Raw genomic sequence first — 26734 nt, forward strand, 5'->3', positions numbered from 1 at the left:
TATATTCCAAGGCCTCTCAATTTATCCCTAAATCCAAATAAATAAAAGGGCTCATCCATTCATTGGATAAGCCCTCTCAGATAATATGTCTATTTTATTTCTAACATGATTGGACAATGATCACTACCTAAAACATTGTCGTGAATCTCAGCATTAATGATTTTCTCTTGTAAGCGATTCGATACGATAAAGTAATCTATACGCCAACCAATATTTCTTTCACGTACTTTATTCATATAAGACCACCAGGTGTAACGATCGGTTACATCTGGATATAGATAACGAAAAGAGTCGGTGAATCCGGAATTTAGCAGTCTAGTCATTCTTCCTCTTTCTTCATCTGTAAAACCAGAATTCCCTATATTTGCTTTTGGATTTTTTAAATCTATTTCTTCATGTGCAACATTTAAATCTCCGCAATATATAACAGGTTTTACTTTATCTAATGATTTTAAATAAGCACGTAATTCGTCTTCCCAAACAACACGATATTCCAAACGCGTCAAATCTCTTTTGGAATTTGGCGTATAAACGTTTACTAAATAAAAGGTTTCATATTCTAGTGTAATAATTCGGCCTTCTTCTTGTGTATCACAATCCCCAACTCCATATTTTACTGATATTGGCTCATGTTTTGTAAAAATTGCTGTACCTGAATACCCTTTCCGTTCAGCATAATTCCAAAATTGATAATAGCCTGGAATTTCTAAATCTACTTGTCCAGCCTGACATTTTGTTTCTTGAATACTAAAAAAGTCCGCATCCATTTCATCAAAATAATCTTGAAAGCCTTTTTTCAAACATGCACGAATACCATTTACATTCCATGATATGAATTTCATATTCAAAATCTCCTATATGTAAAAATACACCTTCCGTCTATACGAACGAAAGGCGCTAATAAAAAATGCTTCTGTATTTTAGACTATCCTACAGTAATAGAAGGTTTAATCTACTTTATCAGTAGCTAAATCTTCTCCAACAATTTTCACCTCTGTTTCAAGATCTACATTGAATTTTTCTTTTACAGCTTTTTGTACCATATGAATGGTTTCAATATAGTCAGTAGCAGTAGCGTTACCTTTATTAATAATAAAGCCTGCATGTTTTGTTGAAACTTCGGCGCCACCGACACCTTTTCCTTGCATACCACTATCTTGGATTAGCTTTCCGGCAAAATAACCTGGAGGACGTTTGAAGACACTTCCCGCTGAAGGATATTCAAGTGGTTGTTTAGATTCTCTCTTAAATGTTAAATCTGCAATTGTAGCATCAATCGTTTCTTTATCCCCATTTTCCAATTTGAAAATAGATGATAAAACATAATAACCATTCTTAGCGATAATACTTTTACGATAGCCAAGTTCTAATTGTTCTTTTGAAAGATTTAATACTTCACCTGCTTTAGTCAATACCTTACAACTAACAATAACATCATTAATCTCTCCGCCATATGCACCAGCATTCATAGCCATCGCACCACCAATAGAACCTGGAATTCCACAAGAAAATTCAAGGCCTGTTAGCGACTTAGCAGCAGCAGCCTTTGACACGTCTTTAATAAGTGCACCAGATTGTGCATACACCGTTGTACCCTCAATACGAATTTCATCGAGTTTAGAAAGATTTAATACAATCCCTCTAATACCACCGTCTCTTATCACCATATTCGAGCCATTTCCTAATAAGAAAATCGGAACATTATTGAGATGTGCATATTTTACAACTTCAGCTACCTCATCTTCTGTTGAAGGCATTACAAGTATATCTGCATTACCTCCAAGTTTTGTCATTGTGTAATTTTTTAGTGGTTCATCTATTTTAATATCTTTAGAATTTACAATCTTATATAAATCATTGACCCATTGTTCTTTCATAATGGAAAGTCCATTCCTTTCATACTTTCTTTTCCTTCATTAAGTATGAATATACAACGGCTATTTTACAAGTGAAAATCACTTAAAGCCATCTTTTTGACCACATTTCAATTGCATCAATTGCATCTTTTAAGCTTAAACCCATTTCTGTAAGACTATATTCAACGCGAACAGGAACTTCTGTGTAAACTTGTCTTTCTACAAGTCCTTCTTTTTCTAATTCCTTCAAACGCTCTGATAGTAAACGGCCACTAATAGGAAGTGAAGATTCAATTTCGCTAAAACGTTTAGGTCCTTCTAATAATTCATACAAAATTAAACCAACCCAGCGTTTACCGATTAAATCCATTGCTTTTGATAATCGTGGACATAATGCATTTTCTTTCATAAATTTCACCTCTAATAAATACATTTTAACGACAATTCGATTAAAAGTAAACTTTTCGTAACTTAATTACTTGACGTAATCAATTTACTGTTTTATAGTAAATTACGAAAAGTAAGTTAAATACTTTTTGAAAGGAGGAATCACTATGACATTTAAATTAGACCCTAAGATGCAGTTGGGATATGTACAATTGCGCGTTCAATCACTTGAAACTCAAAAAAAGTTCTATCAAGCATTAGGTTTCAGTTTTATAGAAGAAAGCTCTCAAGCGGTGATTTTCGGGGCAGGCAGCTCTGAACCGATTTTAATCCTAACCGCAGATAAAGATGTAATTCAAAGACCGCCTCGAACTACCGGACTGTATCATTTCGCTATTTTAGTCCCAAGTCGAGAAGATTTAGCGTATATGATTGGAAATTTAATGAAGATAAAAGCACCATTTAGTGGTGCTGGCGATCATTTATACTCAGAAGCTTTCTATTTAACAGATCCTGAGGGAAACGGTATTGAAATATACAGAGATAGACCTCGTAACGAATGGACTATTCATGATGACGGTACAATTGATACCGATACAATTCCAGTCGATTTCAATAGTATTATGGCATTGTATGATCCAAATCGAGAATGGACTGGCTTCCCTAAAGGTACTATTTTAGGTCATATGCATTTAACTGTATCTGACCTAAGTGATGAATTACGTCGCTTCTATATAGATGGACTCGGCTTAGATTTAAAAACCAATTTTATGGGTTCAGCTTATTTCATGTCAGCAGGAGATTATCATCACCATATTGCTACAAATGTATGGAATGGTATTGGTGCCCCACTTGCACCGTCAGTTGCTAATGGATTAATCAGCTATTCATTGAACCTTTCTTCAATGGATGAATTGAAGAAGTTAAAGCAAAATCTAGTTGAACACGATATTTCACACGAAGAGACTGACAAGAAAATTATTGTGAAAGACTTTAATCACAATGGAATGATATTTACAGTTAAAGATATTTAACAACTAAATATCTTTAATTAATAAATCTTGATTTCAAGATAATAATGTAATATGATTAAACAAAGAAAAATTTAACTCTAGGAGGAATTTAAAATGACAAAATTTAATGTTGACGTAGCACACTCTAGCTTAGGATTCGAAGTAAAACATATGATGATTTCAAAAGTAAAAGGTGGTTTTGATACATTTACAGCAGATATTGATATGAACCCAGAAGATTTAACATCTGCTTCTATCAAATTTGACATTGATGTAAATAGCATCAACTCAAACAATGCAGATCGTGATAATCATTTAAAATCAGCTGATTTCTTTGATGCAGAACAATTCCCTAAAATGACTTTCGTTGCAACTGATATCAAATCAGAAGGGGCTGGCGAATACAAATTAACTGGTGATTTCACAGTCAAAGGCGTAACAAAACCTGTTACTTTTGATGTTGAATACGGTGGTAAAGGTACTAACCCATGGGGTGTAGAAGTTGTAGCATTTGAAGCAACTGGAAAAATCAACCGTAAAGAATTCGGCTTAACTTGGAACGCAGCTCTTGAAACTGGTGGCGTACTTGTTGGGGAAGACATCAAAATCAAAATTGAATTAGAACTTAATCCAGCTCAATAATACAAGAGCCTCTTAGCCTTCTCACATTAGTGAGGGGCTTTTTCTTTTTATCCGCTACTCAATCTATCCTTTAAAACTTTTTCTCTCATCCACCGTATTTATTCTATTACACTTAAGAAGGCAAAATGAGATGTTATTATTCGTGGGGATAGGTTTTCATGAGTTTATGCTTGCACAAATATTTATAAACTAAAAAATCCCGACACACTAATTTGCGCCGGGATTGTTATGATTATATTTATTAAGCTTTAACAGTAAGTTCTTTTAAACGTTTTGCTGCAGCTTTTACTTCTTCTAAACCATTTGCAATAATTTCTTGAGCTTTAGCAGGCATTGCATTGTGACCTTCGATAATTACTTCATCGATGATTTGCATACCAAATACGCCGCCAAATACGTTACGCATGTAGTTTACACACATTTCCATTGGTGCTGTTTCTGGAGTTGAGTAAATACCACCACGAGCATTTAAGAAAATTGCTTTTTTCTCTGGCATTAAGCTTACTAAATTACCGTTTTCACCATATTTAAATGCAAAACCTGCAGCATAAACATAATCGACAAATGTGTGTAATTTAGCTGGAATTGTTCCGTTCCATAATGGGAATGCGAATACGACAACATCAGCAGCAGAAATTGCATCCATTGCTTTTTGTTTTGCAGCTAGTGTACGTTTTTGTAGATCAGATAACTCTTCACCATTTTGTAATTTACCAAACGCTTCAAGAAGGTCTTGTCCAAAGTATGGAGTATCTTCTTCATAAACATCATATACAGAAACGTTAAGGTCAGATCCTTTAATCTCTTCCATAAATGTTTCATACATTTTACTAGAAATAGCTTGATCAGCTGGACGATTATTTGCTTTTACTACTAATACATTAGTCATTAAATATATCTCTCGCTTTCAATTGGTTTTAAATGAATATCTCTAATTCGAGATAAATTCATTTTAAAAGAAAACACATTCTAAGTCAATGAACGTGTTCTCATACTTTTGACTGATTCTATAATTCACATTTACCATCTGTGCAAATTCCAGTACCATCTTGCCCCATCATTTTCAAGCTTGGTCGTAAACCTGCTTCTTTAGCAACTTGCCGAACTGCTTTTTCAAAGACCTCTCCTGGTTGTGCGCCAGATATTGCGTATTTGTTATCAAATACAAAGAAAGGAACACCACGAACACCTAACTCAGATGCTTTTTGAATATCAGATAGGACATCATCTGCAAATGAGCCATCATTAAGTACATCTTCAATTGCTTGACGTTCTAAACCAACTTCTACCCCTAAATCCACTAATTCTTCCGTTAATCCTATTTCTTTATTTTCATTGAAATAAGCTTTTAAAAGTCTCTCGCTCATCTCTGCCCCTTTTCCTACAGAGTCAGCATATTTGGCTAGTCGATGAGCTTTAAATGTATTAGCAGGTTTCATATTTTCATAATGATAATCCAATCCAAGCGATGCTGCACGTGCAATAATCCCCTCTGATTGTACTTTCATCTGTTCAACTGTTGTACCGTATTTTTTTGCTAATGCTTCATAGACTCCTATCTCCGATGTTGCTGGTGAATCAGGACTTAGTTGATAACTTTTTAACTCTACTTCAACTTGATCTTTATAGCCTGTTTTTTCTAATGCATTCTCTAATTCTCTTTTACCAATATAACAAAATGGACATACATAATCTGACCATATCTCAATTTTCATGTTCCTTCACCTCTTCAATCTATTGTATAGGGGTTATTATATATTCTGCAATTTTCCTGCCCATGTATAATAATCCACAAATTTCACATAATATAAATAAAAAATAAGTAGGAGATTTTATGACCACCTCTATTTGGTTACAAAACATGCAAACGACTATAAATTCATCCCTTCAGGAATCTTTACAAACCGATGTGTGTATTATCGGTGGAGGCCTAAGTGGCATAATGACAGCCTATCATTTAGCCAAAGCTGGAAAGTCCGTCGTTTTACTTGAAGGTAATTCTTTTCTTAGTGGCGCCACCGGTCACTCTACAGGAAAACTGACCGCACAACACGGCCTTGTATATCAAACGATTATTGAAAAATTCGGATTGGATGCTGCTCAACTCTATTATGAACTTAACCAAAAAGCTATAACTGCTGCACTAGATTTAGTAGATTCTTCTATTATTAAACCTGCTACTTCTTTCTTATACACTACTGAAAGCAATAATATTAAGAAGATTGAAGATGAATGGGATGCTTATAAACTGTTACACATACCAGGTACATTCGGTGAGAAATGTGAAATCCCATATTCATCTAAAGCTTCTGTCTCTATGCTAGAGCAAGCGCAAATACATCCCGTTCGATTTGGCCAGAGTATTATGGATATGGCTGGTAAAGCTGGGGCCAAGTTTTTTGAACATTCTCGTGTAGCACACATTAATCTGTCAAAACCATATGTTGAATTAGAAAATAAGCAAACTGTTTATTGTAAGGATTTAGTAATTTGTTCTCATTATCCTTTGGAAGCTATTGTTGGCTTGCAATTAGTGAAACTAAAAGTGAATCGGTCTTATATAATTGCTTTTAAATGTTCAGAGCCTTATAAAGGACAATATCTCTCAATCGATCAAGTGGGTCGGTCAATTCGTACAGTTAAGATAGATAACGATTACTATACTTTGCTTGCAGGTTCTTCACAAAGAGCTGGTTCTTCGTCAAATACGAATATATATTATGAAGCTATTGAAAATGAAGCTTTTGAGAAATTTTCTGCTGATGAAATAGATTTTAAATGGTCTGCACAAGACCCTGAAACGCCTGACCTCCTTCCTTATGTAGGGCAGATTAGTTCGGGTTATCCTAATATTTGGCTCGCTACAGGTTTTAGAAAATGGGGCATATCTAATTCTATTGTTGCCGGCCAAATAATCAGTGATGGATTATTAGGGCAATCTAATGATGGGATTAAGCTTTATTCACCGAAACATACGAAAATTGGAGATACACTCATGCAAGCACTAAAAGTAGGTGGACAAACAGTAGTCGATTTAGTTGGAGGATATATGACAAGAAGCTCAAATCCAAGATGCACACATTTAGGTTGTAAAACACGATGGAACGAAGCAGACGAAACATGGGATTGTCCTTGTCATGGTTCAAGATTTTCAAAAGACGGTTCGGTCTTAGAAGGACCTGCTGTAAAACCACTAGATCTCTAGATTTTCTATCAATTCCAAATAACTACTTGTAAAAAAATTTGGTGATGACAAAAAAGGCTATCCACACTTGATGGATAGCCTTTTTTCGATTGAGGAATACTATTTTAAAGCTTCTGTTAACGCTGGGACAATTTGTTTTTTACGTGATACAACGCCTTTTAATACGACGCGATTGTTTTCTAAAGATGCTCCAAATGCTGGTGCAGCTTTATCTGCTACTTTACCAACAGGTACTGCTACTGAATCATTATTTAAAATATCAGTAACAACGAAGAAGAATAAATCTAATCCTTTTTCTTCAACTTCTTTGTTAAGTAAAGCTTCAAGTTCAGCTTGACGGTCTAATACATCATTGACATCTACAGCATTAACTTGAGCGATTACAACTTTGTTATCTCCCATAGAAAATTCTTTTGCATCTAGAGATAGTAAATCTTCTAATGATTTATCACTTAAATCAGCACCTGCTTTTAGCATAGCTAAACCGTATTCTTCTGCGTTGACACCTGCTTTTTCAGCAAGTTCTTTAGCAGCTTTTACGTCTTGAGATGTGCAAGTTGGTGATTTGAATAATAATGTATCAGAAATAATAGCTGAAAGCATTAAGCCAGCATATTTTGCTGGAATTTCAACATCATTTTCTTTAAACATTTTATTTAAAATAGTTGCTGTACATCCTACAGGTTCAGCACGGTAGTACAATGGATCAGCTGTTTCAAAGTTGGCAATACGGTGGTGATCGATTACTTCTGTAATTTGTACTTCTGTAATATCATCTGCAGATTGTTGACGTTCATTGTGGTCAACTAGGATTACTTGAGAAGCTTCAGGAGCTACTTTTGCTACGAAGCGAGGTGCTTCAAATCCAAATTTTTCTAAAGCATAAGCAGTTTCGTTGTTTGGTTCGCCTAAACGAACAGCTTCAGCTTCTACTCCAATTTGTTGTTTTAAGTAAGCGTATACTAATGCAGATGTAATTGTATCAGTATCAGGGTTTTTATGTCCGAAAACAAGGATTTTACTCATGATTATTCCTCCTAAAAATTATATACAAATTCCGATATTATTTTATCACATCTGTTAACGAAAAAGAATGAAAGTTCCTTCTATCACGATAACATCATAAAGTATGAAAAATGATTCTTTAATATTATTTTCGCAAATTACTTATTAGTAAGAAACTTTTATATGACAAATCAGTGTCATTCATTTCCAACCTATGTTAATATTTTTATATAATTTATCAAAAATAAAGTGGGGTAAATATGGATAATAAGATAGAAAAGAAATACATACCATTAGCTTCTTATTTTGAAGCAGCAACAGAAGATAAGCTTACTTTGACCTTCTCTGAAATTGAAACCATTATGGGTCAACCTCTTCCAAATGCCTCTTATTTAAATAAAAGTTGGTGGAAGAAAACAAAGCCCCCATTGAAGCATTTTATTGCTTGGACCGAACTTGGTTACAGTGTAACAGACGTAAAACTAGGCTATTATGTAACCTTTGAAAAAACTACTATAAACCAAATTGCAGCAACGATTGAAAAAAAATCTGCCAATCAATCTACATACATTATTCGTCCAATTGACTTCGATGACGCACGTGAAGTAATAGGATTATACCAACAATTATTTGCCGAAACAGATTACTTAGAATATGGACAAAACGAATTTAATATTTCTGTACAAGGTTTTCGTAAATTGATTGCTCAATGGAAAAGCGATAACTCTAGCATCATACTAATAGCTATTATTGATGGAGAAATTGGCGGTGTTATTTCTATTATGGGCAACACTGTACTAAGAACAAAACATCGTGCTTCTATAAAAATGGGCGTGCTAGAAAAATTCGCACATAAAGGAATTGGCACTTCACTTATAAGTGAAGCTGAAAAATGGGCACATTCAAAAAATATTACTCGTTTAGAATTATCCGTTTTCAAAACTAATCAAAAAGCTATTTCATTATATAAAAAATTTGGATTTACAATTGAAGGGGAAAGAAAAAAATCAATTAAAATAAACTCAAGTTACATAGACGAACTCTATATGAGTAAAATTTTTGACTAATACATCAAAAAAATAATCATGCAATATTAATCTTGCATGATTATTTTTTGTTTAACTGTATATTTTTCTAGAACTTTTTGATTGATTGAATAACCTATCCCTACCCCTTCAGGAACTTCTATTAATCCATTCTTAACAACTACTTCAGGATATATAATATCCTCTTCCCAATAATGACTTGACCCTAAAGTATCGCCAGGTAATGTAAAATTAGATAGTGTCGCTAATGCAATAGCATGTGCACGTCCTACGCCAGCCTCAAGCATGCCTCCACACCACACCTTGATATTGTTGTCCTCACATAGGTTTTGAATTTTCTTAGCTTCTGTTAGACCACCTACACGAGCATATTTAATATTAATCACTCTACAACTGCCTAATTCAATTGCTGTTTTTGCATCATCATATGAACAAATACTTTCATCTAGACAAATAGGTGTTTGAATTTGTTTCTGTAGTTTTGCATGTTGCAATAGATCATCTGCAGCCAATGGTTGTTCAATCATTAATAAGTTGTATTTGTCTAAGGACTTTAATAATGGGATATCATTTAATGTATAGCATGAATTAGCGTCTGCCATTAATGGGATGTCTGGATATCGTTTACGAATGGAACTAATAAGGTCCAGATCTAATCCTGGCTTAATCTTAACCTTAATCCTTTTACAACCTTCTCTTATTGCATGATCAATTTTCTCATAGAGTTGTTCAGTTGTTGGTTGAATGCCAATGCTAACCCCAACTTCTATTGAATCCCGTTTTCCACCCAGAGCTTTTGCTAAAGAAATATGATTTTGTTTTGCATATAAATCCCAAATAGCAGTCTCAATAGCCGCTTTAGCCATATTGTTACGACGAATACTTGAGAATAATTGTGATACTTCGGATGGATGTCCTATTTCACTTTTTAGAATAATGGGGACTAAGAAATCTTCTAACATATGCCAGCTTGTTTGTAGTGTTTCTTCTGTATACCATGGTGCTTCAAAGGCTACTCCTTCACCAAAACCCACTAAACCTTCCTTATCAAATACTTCTACGATTAAAAATTGTTTTGTTTGAACTGTTCCAAAACTTGTTACAAATGGTGATTTCATACGCATTTTTAGTTGTCGAATGGTCACATGTTCAATCTTCAACGTCACCACTCCTTTTCTAAAACTATTACTGTGGTATCTTCTTTAACTTGGCATATTCGAATGCACACAATACTGTTCGAGTTAAGATTTCTACTCCTGTAATCAGTCGATCACGGTTAAATGTCATATTCGGATGATGTAATCCAGGGGTTAAATTGCATCCTACTCCTAACATTGTCGTTTTAACAGTAGGTCGTTGTTTTGAATAAAAGTGAAAATCTTCTCCACCAGGTGTAAATAAGGGTGGGCTCACATTTTCATGTCCTACTGATTGAATAATAGCATGTTCTAGAATATCTTTTGCTTCCTCATTTACTTGGGCAGCTGCTATATCCATTAAAACTTTTAACACGATTTTTGCATCATATAATTTACAAACTGCATCAACAATTCGCCTTATATCTTTTACTAGTTCTTCCATCCCATCATTTGTCTGAGCTCTTACATCAAGGTTGATAAACGCTTTTCCAGGAATAATATTACCTGATTCCCCACCTGCATGAAACTTCGTTACTTTAACAGAGTATGGAATCATAGTATCTATATGAATCGATTTTAACGCTTCAACCAAACTACTACCAATCTCAATAGCATTTTTTCCTAAATGAGGTCTAGCTGCATGGGCTTCTACACCATATATTTCTGCAGCAATCATCATAGATGCACCATGGTGTAACGCCGGAGAGAATGTACCATCTTCCAATTCTTGAAATGGTCTTAAATGTACGCCAAACAAATAATCCATATCATCTACAAGTCCCTTTTCAACTAAAGAGAGAGCACCTTCCCCCTTTTCTTCGGCAGGTTGGAACAATACTCGTAATGTTCCAGTAAATTGTGGTTTGAGTTTTTTTATCAACAAAAGGACTCCAATAACCATTGTCATATGTGCATCGTGACCACATGAATGATTTGCACGCATTTCTCCATCTACTTCCTGCCATAATGCATCCATATCCGTGCGTAATCCTATGACGGGCTTGCCTTGACCAATCTCAACATATAATCCGGTACTATTAGGAAAAGTATAAACATCATACCCTTCTTGCTTTAAAAGACTTGTGATAAAATCTGTCGTTTTATATTCTTTCCAAGAAATTTCTGGATTTTCATGTAAATGAGCAAATATTTCCGTTAGCCTCGGAGCAATATCCAATATTTCTGTTTTCATCCGTAATCCCATCCTTTAAACTTTTAGTGACAACTGCCAAAAATAATCTCAGTCCTATATAATAAAGAGTATTATTATTATTATTCTTTATCGAAAGAGGGTAACAATATGCAAGAAATTACTGAAGAAGTTTTAAAGTTCCGTGATGACCGTGGGTGGAAAGGTAATCATGATGTAAAAAATTTAGCCATTTCAATTTCTTTAGAAGCAAACGAATTGCTCGAATGTTTTCAATGGACAACTGCTGATGAATCCATTAAAAAGGATAAACAAGCAATTGTTGAAGAGATGGCGGACGTCTTAATATATCTTATTCAAATGGCTGATTGTATGAACGTAGATTTAGAAAAAGCCGTTAAAGATAAGCTGGTTAAAAATTCAATCAAATATCCACTACCTGAACAGATTTCAAAATAGCAAATAAAAACTAAAACAGCTTACCACATTTTAAGTAGTAAGCTGTTTTGTTTGAATCAATCGATAATTTTCATACTTTTATTTAAATGATTGTGCTGCACGTACAGCTTTTTGCCAACCTATATATAATTCTTGACGTTTATCTTCATCCATTTCAGGAGTGAATTGTTTGTTCAAGTTCCAGTGTTTTGCAATTGCCTCCGTACTTTCCCAGAAGCCTACAGCAAGACCTGCAAGGTAGGCAGCACCTAGAGCTGTCGTTTCGCTCACAGATGGACGTTCTACAGGGACATTAAGTAAATCTGATTGGAACTGCATTAAGAAGTTATTAGCAACTGCTCCACCATCTACTCGTAGTGTTTTTAAAGAAATCCCTGAATCGACTTCCATAGCATCTAATACATCTTTTGTTTGATATGCAAGAGACTCTAATGTAGCACGGATAAAATGTTCTTTTTGTGTACCACGAGTTAAACCAAATACAGCTCCTCGAACATCGCTATCCCAATATGGTGTACCTAATCCAACAAATGCAGGCACAACGTATACACCTTCAGTAGATTCCACTTTTTCCGCATAACGTTCACTTTCTGCAGCAGTTCGGAACATCCGTAAACCATCACGCAACCATTGGATTGCTGAGCCTGCTACAAAAATACTTCCTTCAAGTGCATATGTTACTTTACCATCAACACCCCAAGCAATGGTCGTCAGTAAACCATTTTCAGATTTAACAGCCTTTTCACCTGTATTCATCAGCATGAAGCATCCAGTACCATAAGTGTTTTTAACCATTCCCTTTTCAAAACAAGCTTGGCCAAATAATGCTGCCTGTTGGTCACCTGCAACACCTGCTATTGGAACCTCTTGCCCAAAGAAGTGAACAGCATCCGTTTTACCATAAACTTCTGAAGATGGGTGTACTTCTGGAAGCATTGATGCTGGGACACCTAGAATATCTAGTAATTGTTCATCCCATTTCAAATCATGAATATTGTACATCAATGTACGTGAAGCATTTGTATAATCCGTAACATGTACTTTTCCGCCTGTTAACTTCCAAATTAGCCAAGTATCAATGGTACCAAATAAAAGGTCCCCTTTTTCAGCTTTTTCACGTGCACCTTCTACATTGTCTAAAATCCACTTAACTTTTGTACCAGAGAAATAAGCGTCAATCAGTAGACCCGTTTTTTCTCTAAATAAATCATTATAGCCTTTAGCTTTTAATTCTTCACAAATAGCTGCTGTTTGGCGTGATTGCCATACGATTGCATTATATATAGGTACTCCTGTATTTTTATCCCAAACTACAGTTGTTTCGCGTTGATTTGTAATGCCTATTCCAGCTACTTGGTCAGCGCTTACATTTTTTTCAGAAAGAACTCCAGCAATAACAGATAAAATAGAACTCCAGATTTCTTCAGGATTATGTTCTACCCAACCTGATTTAGGAAAGTACTGTGGAAATTCTTGTTGAGCTGTATGGAAAATGCCTCCTGATTGATCAAACAAAATTGCACGTGAACTAGTTGTACCTTGATCTAAAGCCATTATATATTTTTCCGCCATACCAATACCCCCATCTTATTTATTTTATTTTTTATTTCACTACTTTTTTCACTGTTGCTTGAGCGCCTATAATGATTAGTAAAATAATCACTAGGAATACCCAAAATAGAATACTAGATTTACCTTCAAATATTTGTTGATAGAATAACGCTCCAAACACACCACCGATTATAGGACCTACAATTGGAACCCATGCATAGCTCCATCCAGAATCTCTTTTACCTGGAATCGGTAATATAAAATGAGCAATACGTGGACCTAAGTCACGAGCTGGGTTAATAGCATAACCTGTTGGACCGCCTAGAGCCATCCCAATTACAACAATCAATAAACCTACTACAAAAGGATTTAATCCATCTGTCATATCATTTGTTCCAAGCGCCAAAATACCAAGCACTAATGCAAATATGCCAATAATTTCAGTAATTAGGTTTGATAATGGATGATTAATCGCTGGCATTGTACTAAACACACCTAGTTTTGCTTCAGGGTCATCAGTTGCGCCCCAATGTGGTAAGTATACAAGATAAACTAATACTGCACCAAGAAAAGCTCCAATCATTTGAGCTACAATATACATTGGTACATCATTCCAAGGAAAATCTCCTATCGTTGCTAGTGCAATTGTTAATGCAGGGTTTAAATGTGCTCCACTAATTCCCCCAACAGCATAGGCGCCCATGGATACTGCGAGACCCCATGCGATTGTAACAACTACCCAACCGCCTCCAAAACCTTTCGATTTGTTTAGGGAAACACTAGCTACAACGCCTCCCCCGAACAAAATTAAAATCATCGTGCCGACTAACTCAGCTGTAAATGTAGACATCCTTATCCTCCTCTATGAATAATGTACTTAATAAAAAATTCGTCTATAAAGATATTTTTCTAATTTTTTAAAGACGAACTCTGAAACTCGAAAACAAAATCTAAACTCAATTGAAATTTTACAAAAAAGCCCACAATCTAGTCAACGCCTTTTTGAAAGCGTTACCATAACTTTTCTCTAGAAATTTTCATTGTTATTGACTTGTCATTAACGTCATTTAGTATTTGGTATGTAAGTAAACGTATTAAATCATCATAAAAAATTAAGTAATAATTAGTAATTCAATGTTTCTTAGTGAAGTCGCTTAAAAAATGAACTTCGATTAAAGTACATATTTGTTTGGCAATATTTTTTCTATCCTTAAAAGCATATTAGAATATGTTTGAGTTAATTCCTACAAATGATTTAATATCAAACGAAAATTTACTATAAAATTATATTTTTTTAATTCATACAAGAATACATGGGTGATTTATCATTTTACAATTCTTTCTTTAGATGTTTTAACTTACATAACACACATCGAGTCACTTTTTCGTTGTACTATAACATAATAATATGAGGTAGCTTTTCTATTAATTCTTTTATAATTATTCACTGTATAAATGCAAAAGGCTCATCTATCTGATATCTTCAGATAAATGAGCCAATACTCAAACCAATTAATAGACTATCAGTTTTTCATTGGGCAAGTTTATATAGGATCGGAAGTCTAACTTACATATTAGTACTTTCCTTTTCTAATTTTGCAGCTTGTTTACGTTCAATTTTCTTCACTAATAAAATACTGATTTCATACAATAATATCATAGGAATAAGCACGATTAATTGGCTCATAAAGTCAGGTGGCGTGATCAAAGCAGAAAGTACAGCCATCGAAACGTATGACCATTTTCTAATACTTTTCATCGCAACAGATGTTAAAACACCTATTGTTGATAAAAACATTGCTAAAATCGGCAACTCAAACAATAAACCTATCGGAACAGTTGTCATAATTAAATAACTCATATATTGACTAGCAGAAATCATGACATCAAAGTTTGATTCACCTATTCCAACGAGAAAACTGTAACTTAGTGGGTTTAATACATAATAACCAAATGCAACACCAATAACAAATAAAACAAGCATTACAGGAGAATATAATCCTAGAAATCCTTTTTCATTTTCCTTAAGCCCAGGTTTGATGAAATTCCATACAAAATGCATCAGGAATGGTAAAGATAGGCCTAAGGCAAGCGTTGTTGAAATTGACATATAGAATTTGATCACTTCAAGTGGACCTAGAATAACTAAATCATGTCCTCTTGTTACATATGGAAGCCATTTGTTCACTGTAGCAAATACAATGATGAAAAAGAACACAAAAACTGCCAGACCTTTAATTAGTTGCTTTCTTAAGTCGGCTAAATGTTCTACAAAAGCTTCACTTACATCAGCTAGAGAAGAATCTTCTTCTTGCTCCTGCTCGATACTCGAAAGAGAAGCAGATTCTTCTACTTCTTTTTCTTTCTCAATTTCTTCTATATCTTCACTAATTTTATCCAAAGGGCTGAGTACTTTTTTTGCATTTTCTTCATATGGATCCATACGAACACCCTCTAGTTAGATTTCTTTTTTATCAGAAGTTGATTTTTCTTTTTTTGCTTCATCGTCTTCGTCAATTAAACCTTTAGTTGACTTTTTGAATTCTGTAAAGGTTTTACCTACTGCAGAACCAATTTCAGGCAATTTTTTTGGTCCAAAAACGATTAAGACAATGATTAAGATAACGATTAATCCTGGAACTCCAATTGCACCTAATCCCACGACTCATTCCTCCTTCATCAGTGAACTAGTTTAACAGATAATTTTCTATTAAACCAATGAACCGCCTTTTTTAGAGTATTTAATAATACCTTCAGCACAACGTAATGCTAAAGCACCGACAGTATCAGTTGGGTTATAACCAGAGTTATTCGCAAATGAACCGGCACCTACAGCAAATAGATTTTCACAATCCCAGTGTTGTAGATAATTATTTACTACACCATCTTCTGGAGTCTTACTCATTACTGTACCACCAGTGTTATGAGTTGATTGGTAAGGTACGATATTGTAATTTGTAATTTCCGCACGTGCTTCAACTGTTTTAGCACCCATTTCTTTTAAGACTTCTGCGCACTTATCTGAAATGAACTTGTGTAATTTTTTATCTTGTTCAGTAAAATCATAATTTAATTGTAACAATGGAACACCGTAAACATCTTTATATTTAGAATCTAAAGTTAAGAAGTTTTCTTTGTGAGGAATAGAAGCACCTTGAGCACCTACACTAAGAGAACGAGTATAGTTCATAATTGAATCTTTTTTCCATTCAGCACCCCATGTTGGTGTATCAGAATGTGTTGGGTTATTACCGATTGGACGGTTACCTAATTGTGTTAATTCAATATTACCACCATGGATAAATCCAAGTTTAGAGTGATCAAAGTTATCACCATTAAAATCATCAATACACATACCTAACGCACCAGCACCCATGAATGTATTGAATTGTTCATCGAAGAAACCTGTTGCACCAGGCATAATTTGATAGCAATAGTTACGTCCTAGAGTACCTTTACCAGTTGCAGGATCATACATAGTACCAATATTAGATACCATTAATAATTTAGCATTATTCATCATATATGAAGTTAATACAACAACGTCTGCTGGTTGAATAAATTCTTCACCTGTTACAGTGTCAAGGTATTTAACACCTGTTGCTTTGTTTCCTTTTGTTAAAACTTCAACAACATTTGAGTTAAAACGAATTTCGTATTTACCAGATTTTAATGCAGTTGGGATAACAGCTACTTCTGGAGTAGCTTTAGCGCCATATTCACAACCAAAGCGTTCACAGAAACCGCAATATTGGCAAGCATTAAGAGTATTACCATAAGGGTTTTTGTATGTTGCACTCATGTTTGAAGATGGCATCATGTATGGATGATAACCTAATTTTTTTGTTGCTTTATCGAATTTTTGTAATAATGGTGTTTTCTTCATTGGTTTGTTCGGATACTTATCAGAACGTTTACCAGTTAGAGAGTTTTCTTCACCACCAGTACCAGCTATTTTTTCGAATTTATCATAGTATGGTTCTATTTCATCGTAAGTTAGACCCCAGTCTTGGTATAGGTAGTCTTTACCTAGGAAATCTTTACCGTACTTTTTATCTGTCATTGTTTTAATTTCAAAGTCATATGGTAAGAAACGGAATACTTGTCCATTCCAGTGAGTACCAGCTCCGCCAAGACCTTCACCAAGTAAAAAAGAACCTAATTGGCGCATTGGTAATGCTTGTTGTTTACGATTGTTACGGAAAGTGACTGTTTCTTTAGATAAGTCTTGCATTAATTCATAACGAATTGCATAACGATATTCATCATGTACGTTGGCAAAGTTTGCTGTACCACGATCTTTACCTCTTTCAAGTCCTACAACTTTTAATCCGGCATTAGTACATTCAGCAGCAACGATACCGCCTGTCCAACCAACACCGACAGTTACAACATCAACTTTTGGCATAGTTTTAGCCATTGATACAACCTCCTAAATTAGTGCATACCTAGTGATCTAGGTTCGATTTTTTGGAATCCTTCTTTTTCAATTACGTTAATATAAGACATTTGGTGACCTGGGAAGCCTTTCATTTTCCAGCCTTCCATGTTTCTGTTACCACCATACAATGGATCAGAATAAGCACCTTCAATTGTTGCAGAGCGAAGTAAATTGAAGAAGAATCCGGCGGTAACACCTTTCATCTTAATTTCATCTTTTTGGAATGCAGTTAAAATCACATCACGTTCTTTATCAGAAATATCTGTAAAGCTTTTTTTGTAACGTTTTTGAGCTTCAGATTCTAAAGATTGAACACCTTGAGTGAAAATTTCAGCACGAGTCAAACGAGATTGGTAACCTTGAGTAGGTTGACCAGCGCCGAATGGTCCTTGCATATATTCTTTTGAGTTACTACCATATTGTCCTGCTAATTGATGATCGATGAAGTAAGGAACACCTAAGTCAATAGCACCTGCGCCTAAATCGTCTTTAGGAAAAATACGTTCAGTAGCTGCGGCTAATATATTAAAATCCTTATCAGTTGTGAAGAACATTTTACCTTCACTTGTAGATGTTTGGTTTGTTTTTGTTTCTGTAGTTTTCGTTGGTGCAGTAGTTTTTTTAGAGTTAAATCCGATTAATCCGCCGATTAATCCACCACCGATTAACGTTCCTGTAGCAATACCAGTTGTTTTCAGGAAGTCACGTCTTGAAATATCTTTATTACTCATTATTAGAACCCTCCCTTAAAATAATAGAAATAATTTTTCCACTCGAGATAAATAAAAACACTTACCTTTAAGCTTAAGTATTTCCCGGTTAGATATTATTCTAATCTTACTTATTTATAAAAGTTTTAAAAAACGTCACATTTATCTATTTTAGTGATGTCGTTCCATATGAACAATAAGTCATAATCATCATAAAAATGAATAGAAAATGAATTATTTTTGCATTTTGTAAAATATGTAAAAAAAAGTATTAACTGTTTTTAACAGATAATACTCTTTTTCTATAAAAATTAACATAATATTGAATATAGATTATAAAGAATTTGTAAATTTAAACTATTCTATATTTTCATGATCAAATAATTATTTTTAAAACATTATATTGCAAAAACATTTTAGTATAATTCAATCTAAAATGAATTTAAGACTTATACTATTTTTGCTGGTATTTTTTTACATAAAATACTATGGTTGCGTTAACAACAATAGTATTTATCTTCTATTTAAATAAGCAATATATTTTTTTATTGTAATACTGTTTGTTTCGTTTCTTTTCCTAATAATAGGATGGCTAGTATACCTATCAAAATAGACACACAGAAGATGGAGAATATCCAACCAATCGAAAATCCTTTTGTCATCAATACCCCCACTAAAAGCGGTCCAAATATTCCCCCTAACCTACCGATAGATGCTGCCATTCCTACCCCAGTTCCTCTTATGACTGTTGGATATTGCTCTGGCGTATAGGCATAGAGTGCACCCCAAGCACCTAAATTAAAGAAGGATAGTAACATTCCTGAAACGATTAACATCCAAGTAATATCTGTTAAACCAAATGCAAGTGCACTGATAGCAGTCCCAAATAAATAGGTAGCTAAGACAAATTTACGTCCTACCTTTTCAATTAACCATGCTGCCGTAAAATATCCAGGTAACTGCGCAAGCGTCATAATTAGGACATATTCAAAGCTTTTGATCAAGCTAAATCCTTTTAACACCATAACACTTGGTAGCCATAAGAACATACCGTAATAAGAAAATACAACAGTAAACCAAACAATCCATAACATTAGTGTAGGTCTCATATATTTTTTAGACCAAACATCCTTTAAATTTTGCAATATACTTCTAGACGGATTCTTTTTTGCAGTAAATTGCGGTGAATCTGGTAAATGCAAACGTAAATAGATTGCATAGAGTGCAGGTATAGCAGTTAATAGCAATGCCACTCTCCAGCCATACTCAGGAATAATAAAATAAGAAATAAGTGCTGCTAATAACCAGCCAACTGCCCAAAAGCTTTCTAACAAGACTACTACTCTTCCTCTTTCATGTGAAGCTACACTTTCAGAAACTAATGTAGAAGCAACTGGCAACTCCCCACCTAAGCCCATTCCAATAAAAAACCGTAAAATCATAAATATGGCTAGAGTAGTTGCCATGGCCGATAATCCACTTGCTATAGAGAAAATAACTAAAGTCCAGATAAAAACAGATTTCCGTCCGATTCGATCTGCAAAAATGCCAAACACAAAAGCTCCAACTGCCATACCGATAGAATTGATACTACCAATCCACCCCATTTGTTCAGAGGTTAAATTCCATTCTTTGGCTAAAGCCGCAATAACGAATGATAGAATTCCAACGTCAAGAGCATCGAATAGCCAGCCAATACCAGCTACACCTAGCAATTTATTTCTTGAGATTGTTGGTGTATTAACTACTGCCTTTGTCATTTTATACGCCTCCTAAGCTTCCTTGTGTCTTTACACCAGTAAACTAATTTGTAAATACAACTATACACAGAATTATATTTTGTGACAAGATGTAAAATAAATTCAAATAGTTTTGAAAATTTACAAGATACTATTGAAAACAGTACTTGAAATGAGTTAAAATGTCTCTTATAGAAAAACACTTGTACTTTTAGAATGAACATCAAAAGATTTTATATACAAAGGAGAATGTTACAAATGTGGAAAGGCCTTTTAAATCACTATAAAGAATTTTTACCCGTAACTGACAAAACACCTGCCTTAACTTTGCATGAAGGAAATACACCATTAATTTATTTAGATACATTATCAAAAGAACTTGGAATTGATTTACATGTGAAATTTGAAGGTTTAAATCCAACTGGTTCTTTCAAAGATCGTGGAATGGTAATGGCAGTGGCAAAAGCCATTGAAGACGGTAGTAAATGTGTTATCTGTGCTTCAACTGGTAATACTTCTGCTGCTGCTGCCGCTTACGCTGCCCGTGCAGGGATTCAAGCCATCATCGTTATACCAAAAGGTAAAGTTGCAGCCGGCAAATTAGCTCAAGCTTATATGTACGGTGCTAAAATTATTGAAATAGATGGCAACTTTGATGAAGCATTACAAGTTGTTCGTGATATTAGTGAAACAACTGCTGTTACTTTAGTAAACTCCGTAAACCCATATCGATTAGAAGGCCAAAAAACAGCTGCATTTGAAGTTTGTGATCAATTAGGAGATGCTCCAGATATCTTAGCAATTCCGGTCGGCAACGCCGGTAATATTAGTGCCTATTGGAAAGGCTTCAAAGAATATCATGAGAAAAAAGGTACGAAATTGCCAAAAATGTTCGGATTTGAAGCTGAAGGTGCTGCTGCAATCGTTCAAGGTGCTCCAATTGCACATCCTGAAACAATCGCTACTGCTATCCGCATCGGAAATCCTGCAAGTTGGAAACTAGCAGAAGCAGCACGTGATGAATCAGAAGGTAAAATCGGTTCTGTAACAGATGAAGAAATCTTAAACGCTTATCGACAAATTGCCGCAAAAGAAGGTGTATTTGCAGAACCTGGATCTGCTGCTTCCGTTGCAGGTGTAATACAATCAGTTGCAAATGGCTCTATTTCAAAAGGTAGTCGTGTAGTTGCTGTATTGACAGGTAATGGTTTAAAAGATCCTGATACAGCTGTGAAAGCTTCAAATGTGGACATGGTATCCCTACCGAATGATGAGGAAGAAATCCGCAAATATATTGAGGGATTAGTATGAGTAAAAAATGGTCTATTACTGTCCCAGGAAGTACTGCTAACCTAGGTCCTGGTTTCGATTCGATTGGTTTAGCTTTAGGTTTATATCTTCATTTGGACGTAACGCTTAGTGATCAATGGGAGTTTGAGCATCATTCCATACATCTCCCAGAAAAATTCACTGTGGAAGATCATTTAATCTATAAAGTCGCAAAAGAAACTGCTGAACGATACAATGTTAGCTTGCCACCTTGTAAAGTCATTATGCAAAGTGAATTACCTTTAGCACGTGGTCTTGGTAGTAGTGCGTCCGCCATCGTTGCAGGTATTGAAATTACAAACCAAGTATGTAATTTAGAGTTATCAACTGATGAGCGTTGTCGATTAGCTTCTAAAATTGAAGGGCATCCAGACAATGCTGCTGCATCTGTTTGTGGAGGACTTACAATTGGCTCTACATTACCAAATGGCCAGCTAGAACTTATTCATGTACAAGATGTAGACGCAGCTTTTGCAGTTTTTATACCCAACGTTGAGTTAAAGACTGAAGAGGCTCGTAAAGTATTACCTGCAAACTATGACAAAGCATATGCTGTACACGCAAGTGCTAACGCAAATATGCTAACAGCAGCATTGTTATTAAAAGACTATAAACGTGCGGGTGAATTTATGGAGCACGACTTATTCCATGAACCATTTCGCGCTAATTTAATTCCAAACTACCATGAAATTAGACAAACCGCCAAAGATGCTGGAGCGTACGGAACTGCTATCAGCGGTGCTGGTCCTACCGTCATTTCATTGGTTGATAAAAATCACGTAGAAAACTTTGTTACAAAGATGAAACCGTTATTTCCAAACTACGATATTAAAGCTGTACAGGTCGATGACAAAGGTGTACAGGTCAATGTAACAGAGTTGGTTGAATAATATATGTAAATAAGAGGGATTGCAAAATGCAATCCCTCTTATTTATGCTAATAACACTAAACTAATAGCCATGACAATCATCCCTAAAACAACACCATAAATAGACGAGTGTGCCTCATCATATTTTCGAGCAGCCGGTAATAATTCATCTAGTGAAATAAACACCATAATCCCTGCTACCCCTGCAAAAATCAAGCCAAATATAATTTCATTTAAAAAAGGCATTAGCAGTAAGTAAGCAACAAATGCACCAACTGGTTCTGCTAATCCTGATAAAAAGGATAGCTTAAATGCTTTCTTACGATTCCCCGTTGCATAGAATATAGGCACAGATACAGCTATCCCTTCCGGAATATTATGTATAGCTACAGCTATCGCAATCGCCAAACCTAAATTTGGATCATTTAGAGCTGACACAAACGTTGCTATTCCTTCAGGGAAATTGTGAATACCAATTGCCAGTGCTGTAAAGACCCCCATTTTCATAAGCTTCGTATATTCTTCTTTTGAAGGTCCCTTTTGTAAGTCTTCAACCATTTTTACTTCATGTGGATTTCCTTGCTTCGGTATCATCTTATCAATCAGAGTAATTAATAACATCCCCGCAAAGAAACCTATGACTGTATATAAATACCCTTGCTTCGCTCCTAATTCACTTACTAACGCAATCTTTGCCTTCACGAAAATTTCTACCAATGATACATAAATCATAACCCCTGCTGAAAACCCTAATGAAAAAGATAAGAACTTTGTATTCGTCCTAGAAGTAAAGAATGCTATCAAACTACCAACACCTGTTGCTAACCCTGCAAACAATGTCAAGCCTAATGCATATAAAACACTCCCATCCATCCGCATACCTCCCCAATGATTGAAAATTGGCTTTTGCTCATTGTATGCAAATAGTTTCCTTTATGCAACTTTATTTCATAGGGAAATTTTAAAAAGCTAACTAACTGGCATCATTCTAAAAACTACTTCAATTAAATTGTATTTATCTTTGAATAATACCTATAATTAATCGTATTAAAAATATACAATTATAATTATTACCTTTCGATACTTTAATGGAGTGATTTACTACAATGGATGATTATATAAAAAAAGGAACGATGAACTTTCGAAAAGCTAACTTAGCGTTATTTGCTGGTGCTTTTAGTACATTTGCAAATTTATATATGACTCAACCTGTGTTACCGACACTTTCAAAATTTTTTAATATATCACCTGCTACTGCAAGTCTTTCCTTATCATTAACAACCGCAGCCTTAGCATTTAGTATGTTAATCGTTGGTTCACTTTCAGAGGCTTGGGGACGAAAACCAATTATGACTTTTTCAATGGTTGCCGTAGCCATTTTAACTTTTCTTATTGCATTTTCTCCAAACTATCACATGTTACTTACCTTGCGAGTCATACAAGGAATAGTATTCGCAGGTCTCCCTGCAATTGCCATGGCTTATCTCGGTGAAGAAATTGAACCGGCTAGTTTAGGTGCTGCGATGGGTCTGTATATTAGTGGAAATTCAATTGGTGGCCTTGCAGGACGGATTATTATGGGTACTGTTAGTGATCTATTTAATTGGCGGATTGGTATGCTCACAATAGGGACTATTAGTTTACTTGTTGCCATCGCCTTTTATTTCTTGTTACCAGCATCAAAACACTTTAACGCAGAAAGGCTTGCATTTAAACCGTTATTTAAATCGATGGTTATGCATCTAAAAGATCCTGCATTATTAAGTCTATTTGGAATAGGTTTCTTATTAATGGGATCGTTTGTAACGATGTATAACTATATTGGATTTCAACTATTGAATCCTCCATACTCATTAAGTCAAACAGTGGTCGGTTGGATTTTCTTAATCTATTTAGTTGGTACATTCAGTTCTGCATGGATGGGCGGATTAGCTGACCAACATGGTCGTTTTAAAATATTATTAACAGGCATCGGTCTAATGCTTGTAGGTGCTGTTCTTGCTTTAGCAGGAAACCTAATTCTAAAAATCTTTGGAATTGCTATTTTCACTTTTGGTTTCTTCGGCGGACATTCCATTGCAAGTGGTTGGGTTGGTCAAAGGGCTAGTCACGATAAAGCTCAAGCCTCTTCACTCTATTTATTTTTCTATTATGTAGGGTCAAGTGTTGGTGGTACAAGTGGCGGGATTTTCTGGACTAAGTATGGATGGAATGGTGTTATTAGTATCATTTTATTGTTTTTAGTTGTAGCAAGTATTTTAACTTATACGATCAATAAAATAACCATAAAGAAAACAAGACTAGGATAAATAAAAAGGATTGTCCAACATCAAGATTGAACAAATCCTTTTCTACTCAAGGTAACCTAAAATGACTCCTATTTTTAGGTTACCTTTTTGAATGCCTATTAATAATTCTTCTTCTTCGTTCATACCAAATTACTAAAACAATAAACCAAGTATAGCCAATGGACCAACCTGCAATTACATCTGATGCAAAATGACGACTTCCTGCTACTCTGGATAGACCTATTAAAATGACCATTATCGTTGCCAGTAACCATACCGTTAGTTTTCTTTTTGTTGAAGCTTCATACTCAGTTGCAAGGTAAGCAATTGTGAAAACATAGAGAATTCCAATCATAGCATGTCCTGAGGGAAAACTAAAAGTCGATAATTGATGCGGGATAATTGGTCGTGGTCTTTGTACCCATTCCTTTATTAAACGATTTAGCACATTTCCTCCAGCTATTGTGATTAGCGTGAACATCATACCACGATAATTATAATCACGAATCCATAGCCATATTAGTAAGAGGAATGTTATGACCATTATAAACTTCGTCTCCCCGAAGTAATGGAAAAATTCAATTACGTCATTACCTTTCAATATCTTTGAAACAGTTGTATCTAAACTGGCAACCCAATTACTTTTAATATTTATCAACATAACGCCAAATAACACAAACGTTATAATAGATAAAGGATAGAAAAATTTCTTCACTCCATTTTCCTCCTTTTAAATTCCTTCCAACATATTATATTCATATGTAATACTATACCTAGTTATTATGCTAGATAAAAGTGATTAAAAATAAATAATTACATAACAAAAGGCGACTTAAAAGTATGAACCCCTTTTAAGTCACCTTTTCTACATATTTTAAACCTTAACTACTATAATGCAGATTCTACTTCTTTCGCCATTTCAGCTACAGATTGTAACCCACCGCCAGATAAGTACCAAACCTCTGGGTTAAGGTAAATGATTTTACTCTCTTTATAGGCTGTTGTTTTCTTAACAATATCATTTTCAATATCTTTTTTCGCAGAAGCACCTTCAGCAACAACTGCGTCACGATCGACAACAAAGATAATGTCAGGATTTTTCTCTAGTACATATTCATAAGATACGTTTTGTCCATGAGTAGAAACCTCAATTCCCTCATCAGCTGCTTTGAAACCAAATACATCATGGATTAATCCAAAACGTGATGCCGGACCATAAGCACTAATCTTGCCTTCAGAACCTAAAATGATTAAAGATTTTTTATCTAAATCCTTTGTTTCACCTTGTACTTTTGCAATGGTATCATCAATTTTTGATAATTCGTCTTTTACTTGGTCTTCTTTATCAAAGATTTGACCAGCTAATTCTGTATTCTTTTTAAATGAATCGATGTAGTTTGCAGTGTCTAATCCTACATATACAGTTGGAGCAATTTCACTAAATTCTTTATATAGACTCGCTTGACGCCCTGAGATAAAAATAACATCTGGAGCAATAGTAGCTAATTTTTCAAAATCAGGTTCTTTTAGAGAACCAACATTTTCATATTCAGAACCTTCATATTTCTTAAGATAAGTAGGAATTGAATCTTGTGGAACACCTGCAATCTTAACGCCTAATGTATCAAGTGTATCTAAGAATCCCATATCATAAGCAACAACCTTTTTAGGATTTTTAGGAACCTTTACTTCATCCTTCACAGAATCTGAAGAGCCATCCTCATTTTGAATACCAAAATCGTTTGTTACTGTTATTGTTTCTTTCTTTGAACCCGAGTTTGAATCTTCTTTACCTGAATCTTTGGAGCCACATGCTCCTAATACAAGAAATAACGCAAAAACCAATGTTAACAATGACCACTTTTTCATTTTCTCTTCTCCTCGTATATTAGTAGTAAGAGCTCT

At 34.8% G+C, this 26734-nt stretch carries 26 protein-coding genes; 8 read left to right on the forward strand and 18 right to left on the reverse strand.

Translation table 11 applies throughout. The features are described 5' to 3' along the window. Window positions 1-89 precede the first annotated feature (89 nt). From CW357_RS04650 to CW357_RS04660, 3 genes are all read right to left on the reverse strand, one after another. Window positions 90-842, reverse strand: coding sequence for an exodeoxyribonuclease III (locus CW357_RS04650; protein ID WP_119416006.1), 753 nt, complete (start codon window positions 840-842; stop codon window positions 90-92). A gap of 105 nt (window positions 843-947) precedes the next feature. Then, window positions 948-1880, reverse strand: coding sequence for a UDP-N-acetylmuramate dehydrogenase (gene murB / locus CW357_RS04655; protein ID WP_119416007.1), 933 nt, complete (start codon window positions 1878-1880; stop codon window positions 948-950). 79 nt (window positions 1881-1959) lie between these two features. Further along, a complete protein-coding gene (locus CW357_RS04660) occupies window positions 1960-2265 on the reverse strand; it encodes a winged helix-turn-helix transcriptional regulator (protein WP_124217468.1) in 306 nt (101 codons plus the stop codon). A gap of 145 nt (window positions 2266-2410) precedes the next feature. Here CW357_RS04660 and CW357_RS04665 point away from each other — a divergent pair, with 145 nt between their 5' ends. After that, window positions 2411-3277, forward strand: coding sequence for a VOC family protein (locus tag CW357_RS04665; protein WP_124217469.1), 867 nt, complete (start codon window positions 2411-2413; stop codon window positions 3275-3277). Between the two features lie 93 nt (window positions 3278-3370). Continuing rightward, on the forward strand, window positions 3371-3898 hold the full coding sequence (locus CW357_RS04670) for a YceI family protein (RefSeq protein WP_124217470.1): 528 nt from the start codon (window positions 3371-3373) through the stop codon (window positions 3896-3898). Between the two features lie 241 nt (window positions 3899-4139). On the opposite strand, the gene CW357_RS04675 is transcribed toward CW357_RS04670, so the two are convergent. Continuing rightward, window positions 4140-4787, reverse strand: coding sequence for an FMN-dependent NADH-azoreductase (locus CW357_RS04675; RefSeq protein WP_119417267.1), 648 nt, complete (start codon window positions 4785-4787; stop codon window positions 4140-4142). Window positions 4788-4905: 118 nt separating this feature from the next. After that, on the reverse strand, window positions 4906-5613 hold the full coding sequence (locus CW357_RS04680) for a DsbA family oxidoreductase (RefSeq protein ID WP_119417266.1): 708 nt from the start codon (window positions 5611-5613) through the stop codon (window positions 4906-4908). Between the two features lie 119 nt (window positions 5614-5732). Between CW357_RS04680 and CW357_RS04685 the strand changes: the two genes are divergently transcribed. After that, window positions 5733-7103, forward strand: a complete 1371-nt coding sequence (locus CW357_RS04685; RefSeq protein WP_119417265.1) for an FAD-dependent oxidoreductase — start codon at window positions 5733-5735, stop codon at window positions 7101-7103. Between the two features lie 99 nt (window positions 7104-7202). Here the strand turns inward: CW357_RS04685 and CW357_RS04690 are convergent, their stop codons facing one another. Next, complete coding sequence (locus CW357_RS04690) at window positions 7203-8129, reverse strand: manganese-dependent inorganic pyrophosphatase (RefSeq protein ID WP_119417264.1); 927 nt, start codon at window positions 8127-8129, stop codon at window positions 7203-7205. A gap of 239 nt (window positions 8130-8368) precedes the next feature. On the opposite strand from CW357_RS04690, the gene CW357_RS04695 reads away from it, so the two are divergent. Beyond that, a complete protein-coding gene (locus tag CW357_RS04695; RefSeq protein ID WP_119417263.1) occupies window positions 8369-9175 on the forward strand; it encodes a GNAT family N-acetyltransferase in 807 nt (268 codons plus the stop codon). A gap of 26 nt (window positions 9176-9201) precedes the next feature. Here the strand turns inward: CW357_RS04695 and menC are convergent, their stop codons facing one another. Further along, complete coding sequence (menC, locus tag CW357_RS04700; RefSeq protein WP_119417262.1) at window positions 9202-10314, reverse strand: o-succinylbenzoate synthase; 1113 nt, start codon at window positions 10312-10314, stop codon at window positions 9202-9204. Between the two features lie 25 nt (window positions 10315-10339). Continuing rightward, window positions 10340-11485 carry a M20 peptidase aminoacylase family protein gene (locus CW357_RS04705; protein ID WP_119417261.1) on the reverse strand — a complete coding sequence of 382 codons (1146 nt, stop codon included), beginning with the start codon at window positions 11483-11485 and terminating at the stop codon, window positions 10340-10342. Window positions 11486-11593: 108 nt separating this feature from the next. On the opposite strand from CW357_RS04705, the gene CW357_RS04710 reads away from it, so the two are divergent. Beyond that, window positions 11594-11902 (forward strand): nucleotide pyrophosphohydrolase, encoded by a 309-nt coding sequence (locus CW357_RS04710; protein WP_119417260.1) that lies wholly within the window; start codon window positions 11594-11596, stop codon window positions 11900-11902. A gap of 78 nt (window positions 11903-11980) precedes the next feature. Here the strand turns inward: CW357_RS04710 and glpK are convergent, their stop codons facing one another. The 7 genes from glpK to CW357_RS04745 form a co-directional block, all read right to left on the reverse strand. Continuing rightward, entirely contained in the window at window positions 11981-13474 is a 1494-nt protein-coding gene (gene glpK / locus CW357_RS04715; protein WP_124217471.1) for a glycerol kinase GlpK, read from the reverse strand. Window positions 13475-13505: 31 nt separating this feature from the next. After that, window positions 13506-14303 (reverse strand): MIP/aquaporin family protein, encoded by a 798-nt coding sequence (locus tag CW357_RS04720; RefSeq protein WP_124217472.1) that lies wholly within the window; start codon window positions 14301-14303, stop codon window positions 13506-13508. 717 nt (window positions 14304-15020) lie between these two features. Further along, window positions 15021-15896: a twin-arginine translocase subunit TatC gene (gene tatC / locus CW357_RS04725; RefSeq protein WP_119417213.1), complete on the reverse strand. Its 876-nt coding sequence runs from the start codon at window positions 15894-15896 to the stop codon at window positions 15021-15023. Window positions 15897-15911: 15 nt separating this feature from the next. After that, window positions 15912-16115, reverse strand: a complete 204-nt coding sequence (gene tatA, locus CW357_RS04730) for a twin-arginine translocase TatA/TatE family subunit (protein ID WP_119417214.1) — start codon at window positions 16113-16115, stop codon at window positions 15912-15914. A gap of 48 nt (window positions 16116-16163) precedes the next feature. Then, a complete protein-coding gene (locus CW357_RS04735) occupies window positions 16164-17873 on the reverse strand; it encodes a GMC family oxidoreductase (RefSeq protein ID WP_119417215.1) in 1710 nt (569 codons plus the stop codon). 17 nt (window positions 17874-17890) lie between these two features. Continuing rightward, window positions 17891-18625, reverse strand: a complete 735-nt coding sequence (locus CW357_RS04740; protein ID WP_119417216.1) for a gluconate 2-dehydrogenase subunit 3 family protein — start codon at window positions 18623-18625, stop codon at window positions 17891-17893. Between the two features lie 524 nt (window positions 18626-19149). Next, complete coding sequence (locus CW357_RS04745; protein ID WP_119417217.1) at window positions 19150-20364, reverse strand: MFS transporter; 1215 nt, start codon at window positions 20362-20364, stop codon at window positions 19150-19152. Between the two features lie 237 nt (window positions 20365-20601). Here CW357_RS04745 and thrC point away from each other — a divergent pair, with 237 nt between their 5' ends. After that, window positions 20602-21654 carry a threonine synthase gene (gene thrC, locus CW357_RS04750; RefSeq protein ID WP_119417218.1) on the forward strand — a complete coding sequence of 351 codons (1053 nt, stop codon included), beginning with the start codon at window positions 20602-20604 and terminating at the stop codon, window positions 21652-21654. After that, window positions 21651-22562 carry a homoserine kinase gene (gene thrB, locus CW357_RS04755; RefSeq protein WP_119417219.1) on the forward strand — a complete coding sequence of 304 codons (912 nt, stop codon included), beginning with the start codon at window positions 21651-21653 and terminating at the stop codon, window positions 22560-22562. Before thrC ends, thrB begins: the two co-directional genes overlap by 4 nt. A 42-nt stretch (window positions 22563-22604) precedes the next feature. On the opposite strand, the gene zupT is transcribed toward thrB, so the two are convergent. After that, on the reverse strand, window positions 22605-23414 hold the full coding sequence (gene zupT, locus CW357_RS04760) for a zinc transporter ZupT (protein WP_119417220.1): 810 nt from the start codon (window positions 23412-23414) through the stop codon (window positions 22605-22607). 233 nt (window positions 23415-23647) lie between these two features. Between zupT and CW357_RS04765 the strand changes: the two genes are divergently transcribed. Further along, window positions 23648-24850 carry an MFS transporter gene (locus CW357_RS04765; protein ID WP_119417221.1) on the forward strand — a complete coding sequence of 401 codons (1203 nt, stop codon included), beginning with the start codon at window positions 23648-23650 and terminating at the stop codon, window positions 24848-24850. 79 nt (window positions 24851-24929) lie between these two features. Here CW357_RS04765 and CW357_RS04770 read toward each other — a convergent pair whose 3' ends face one another. Beyond that, complete coding sequence (locus tag CW357_RS04770) at window positions 24930-25544, reverse strand: phosphatase PAP2 family protein (RefSeq protein WP_119417222.1); 615 nt, start codon at window positions 25542-25544, stop codon at window positions 24930-24932. A 173-nt stretch (window positions 25545-25717) separates the two neighbouring features. Further along, a partial coding sequence (locus CW357_RS04775) for a siderophore ABC transporter substrate-binding protein (protein WP_371683751.1) occupies window positions 25718-26734 on the reverse strand: 1017 nt, incomplete at its 5' end.

The organism is Rummeliibacillus sp. TYF005, assembly GCF_003844195.1.
In the GTDB taxonomy this organism is placed as follows: domain Bacteria; phylum Bacillota; class Bacilli; order Bacillales_A; family Planococcaceae; genus Rummeliibacillus.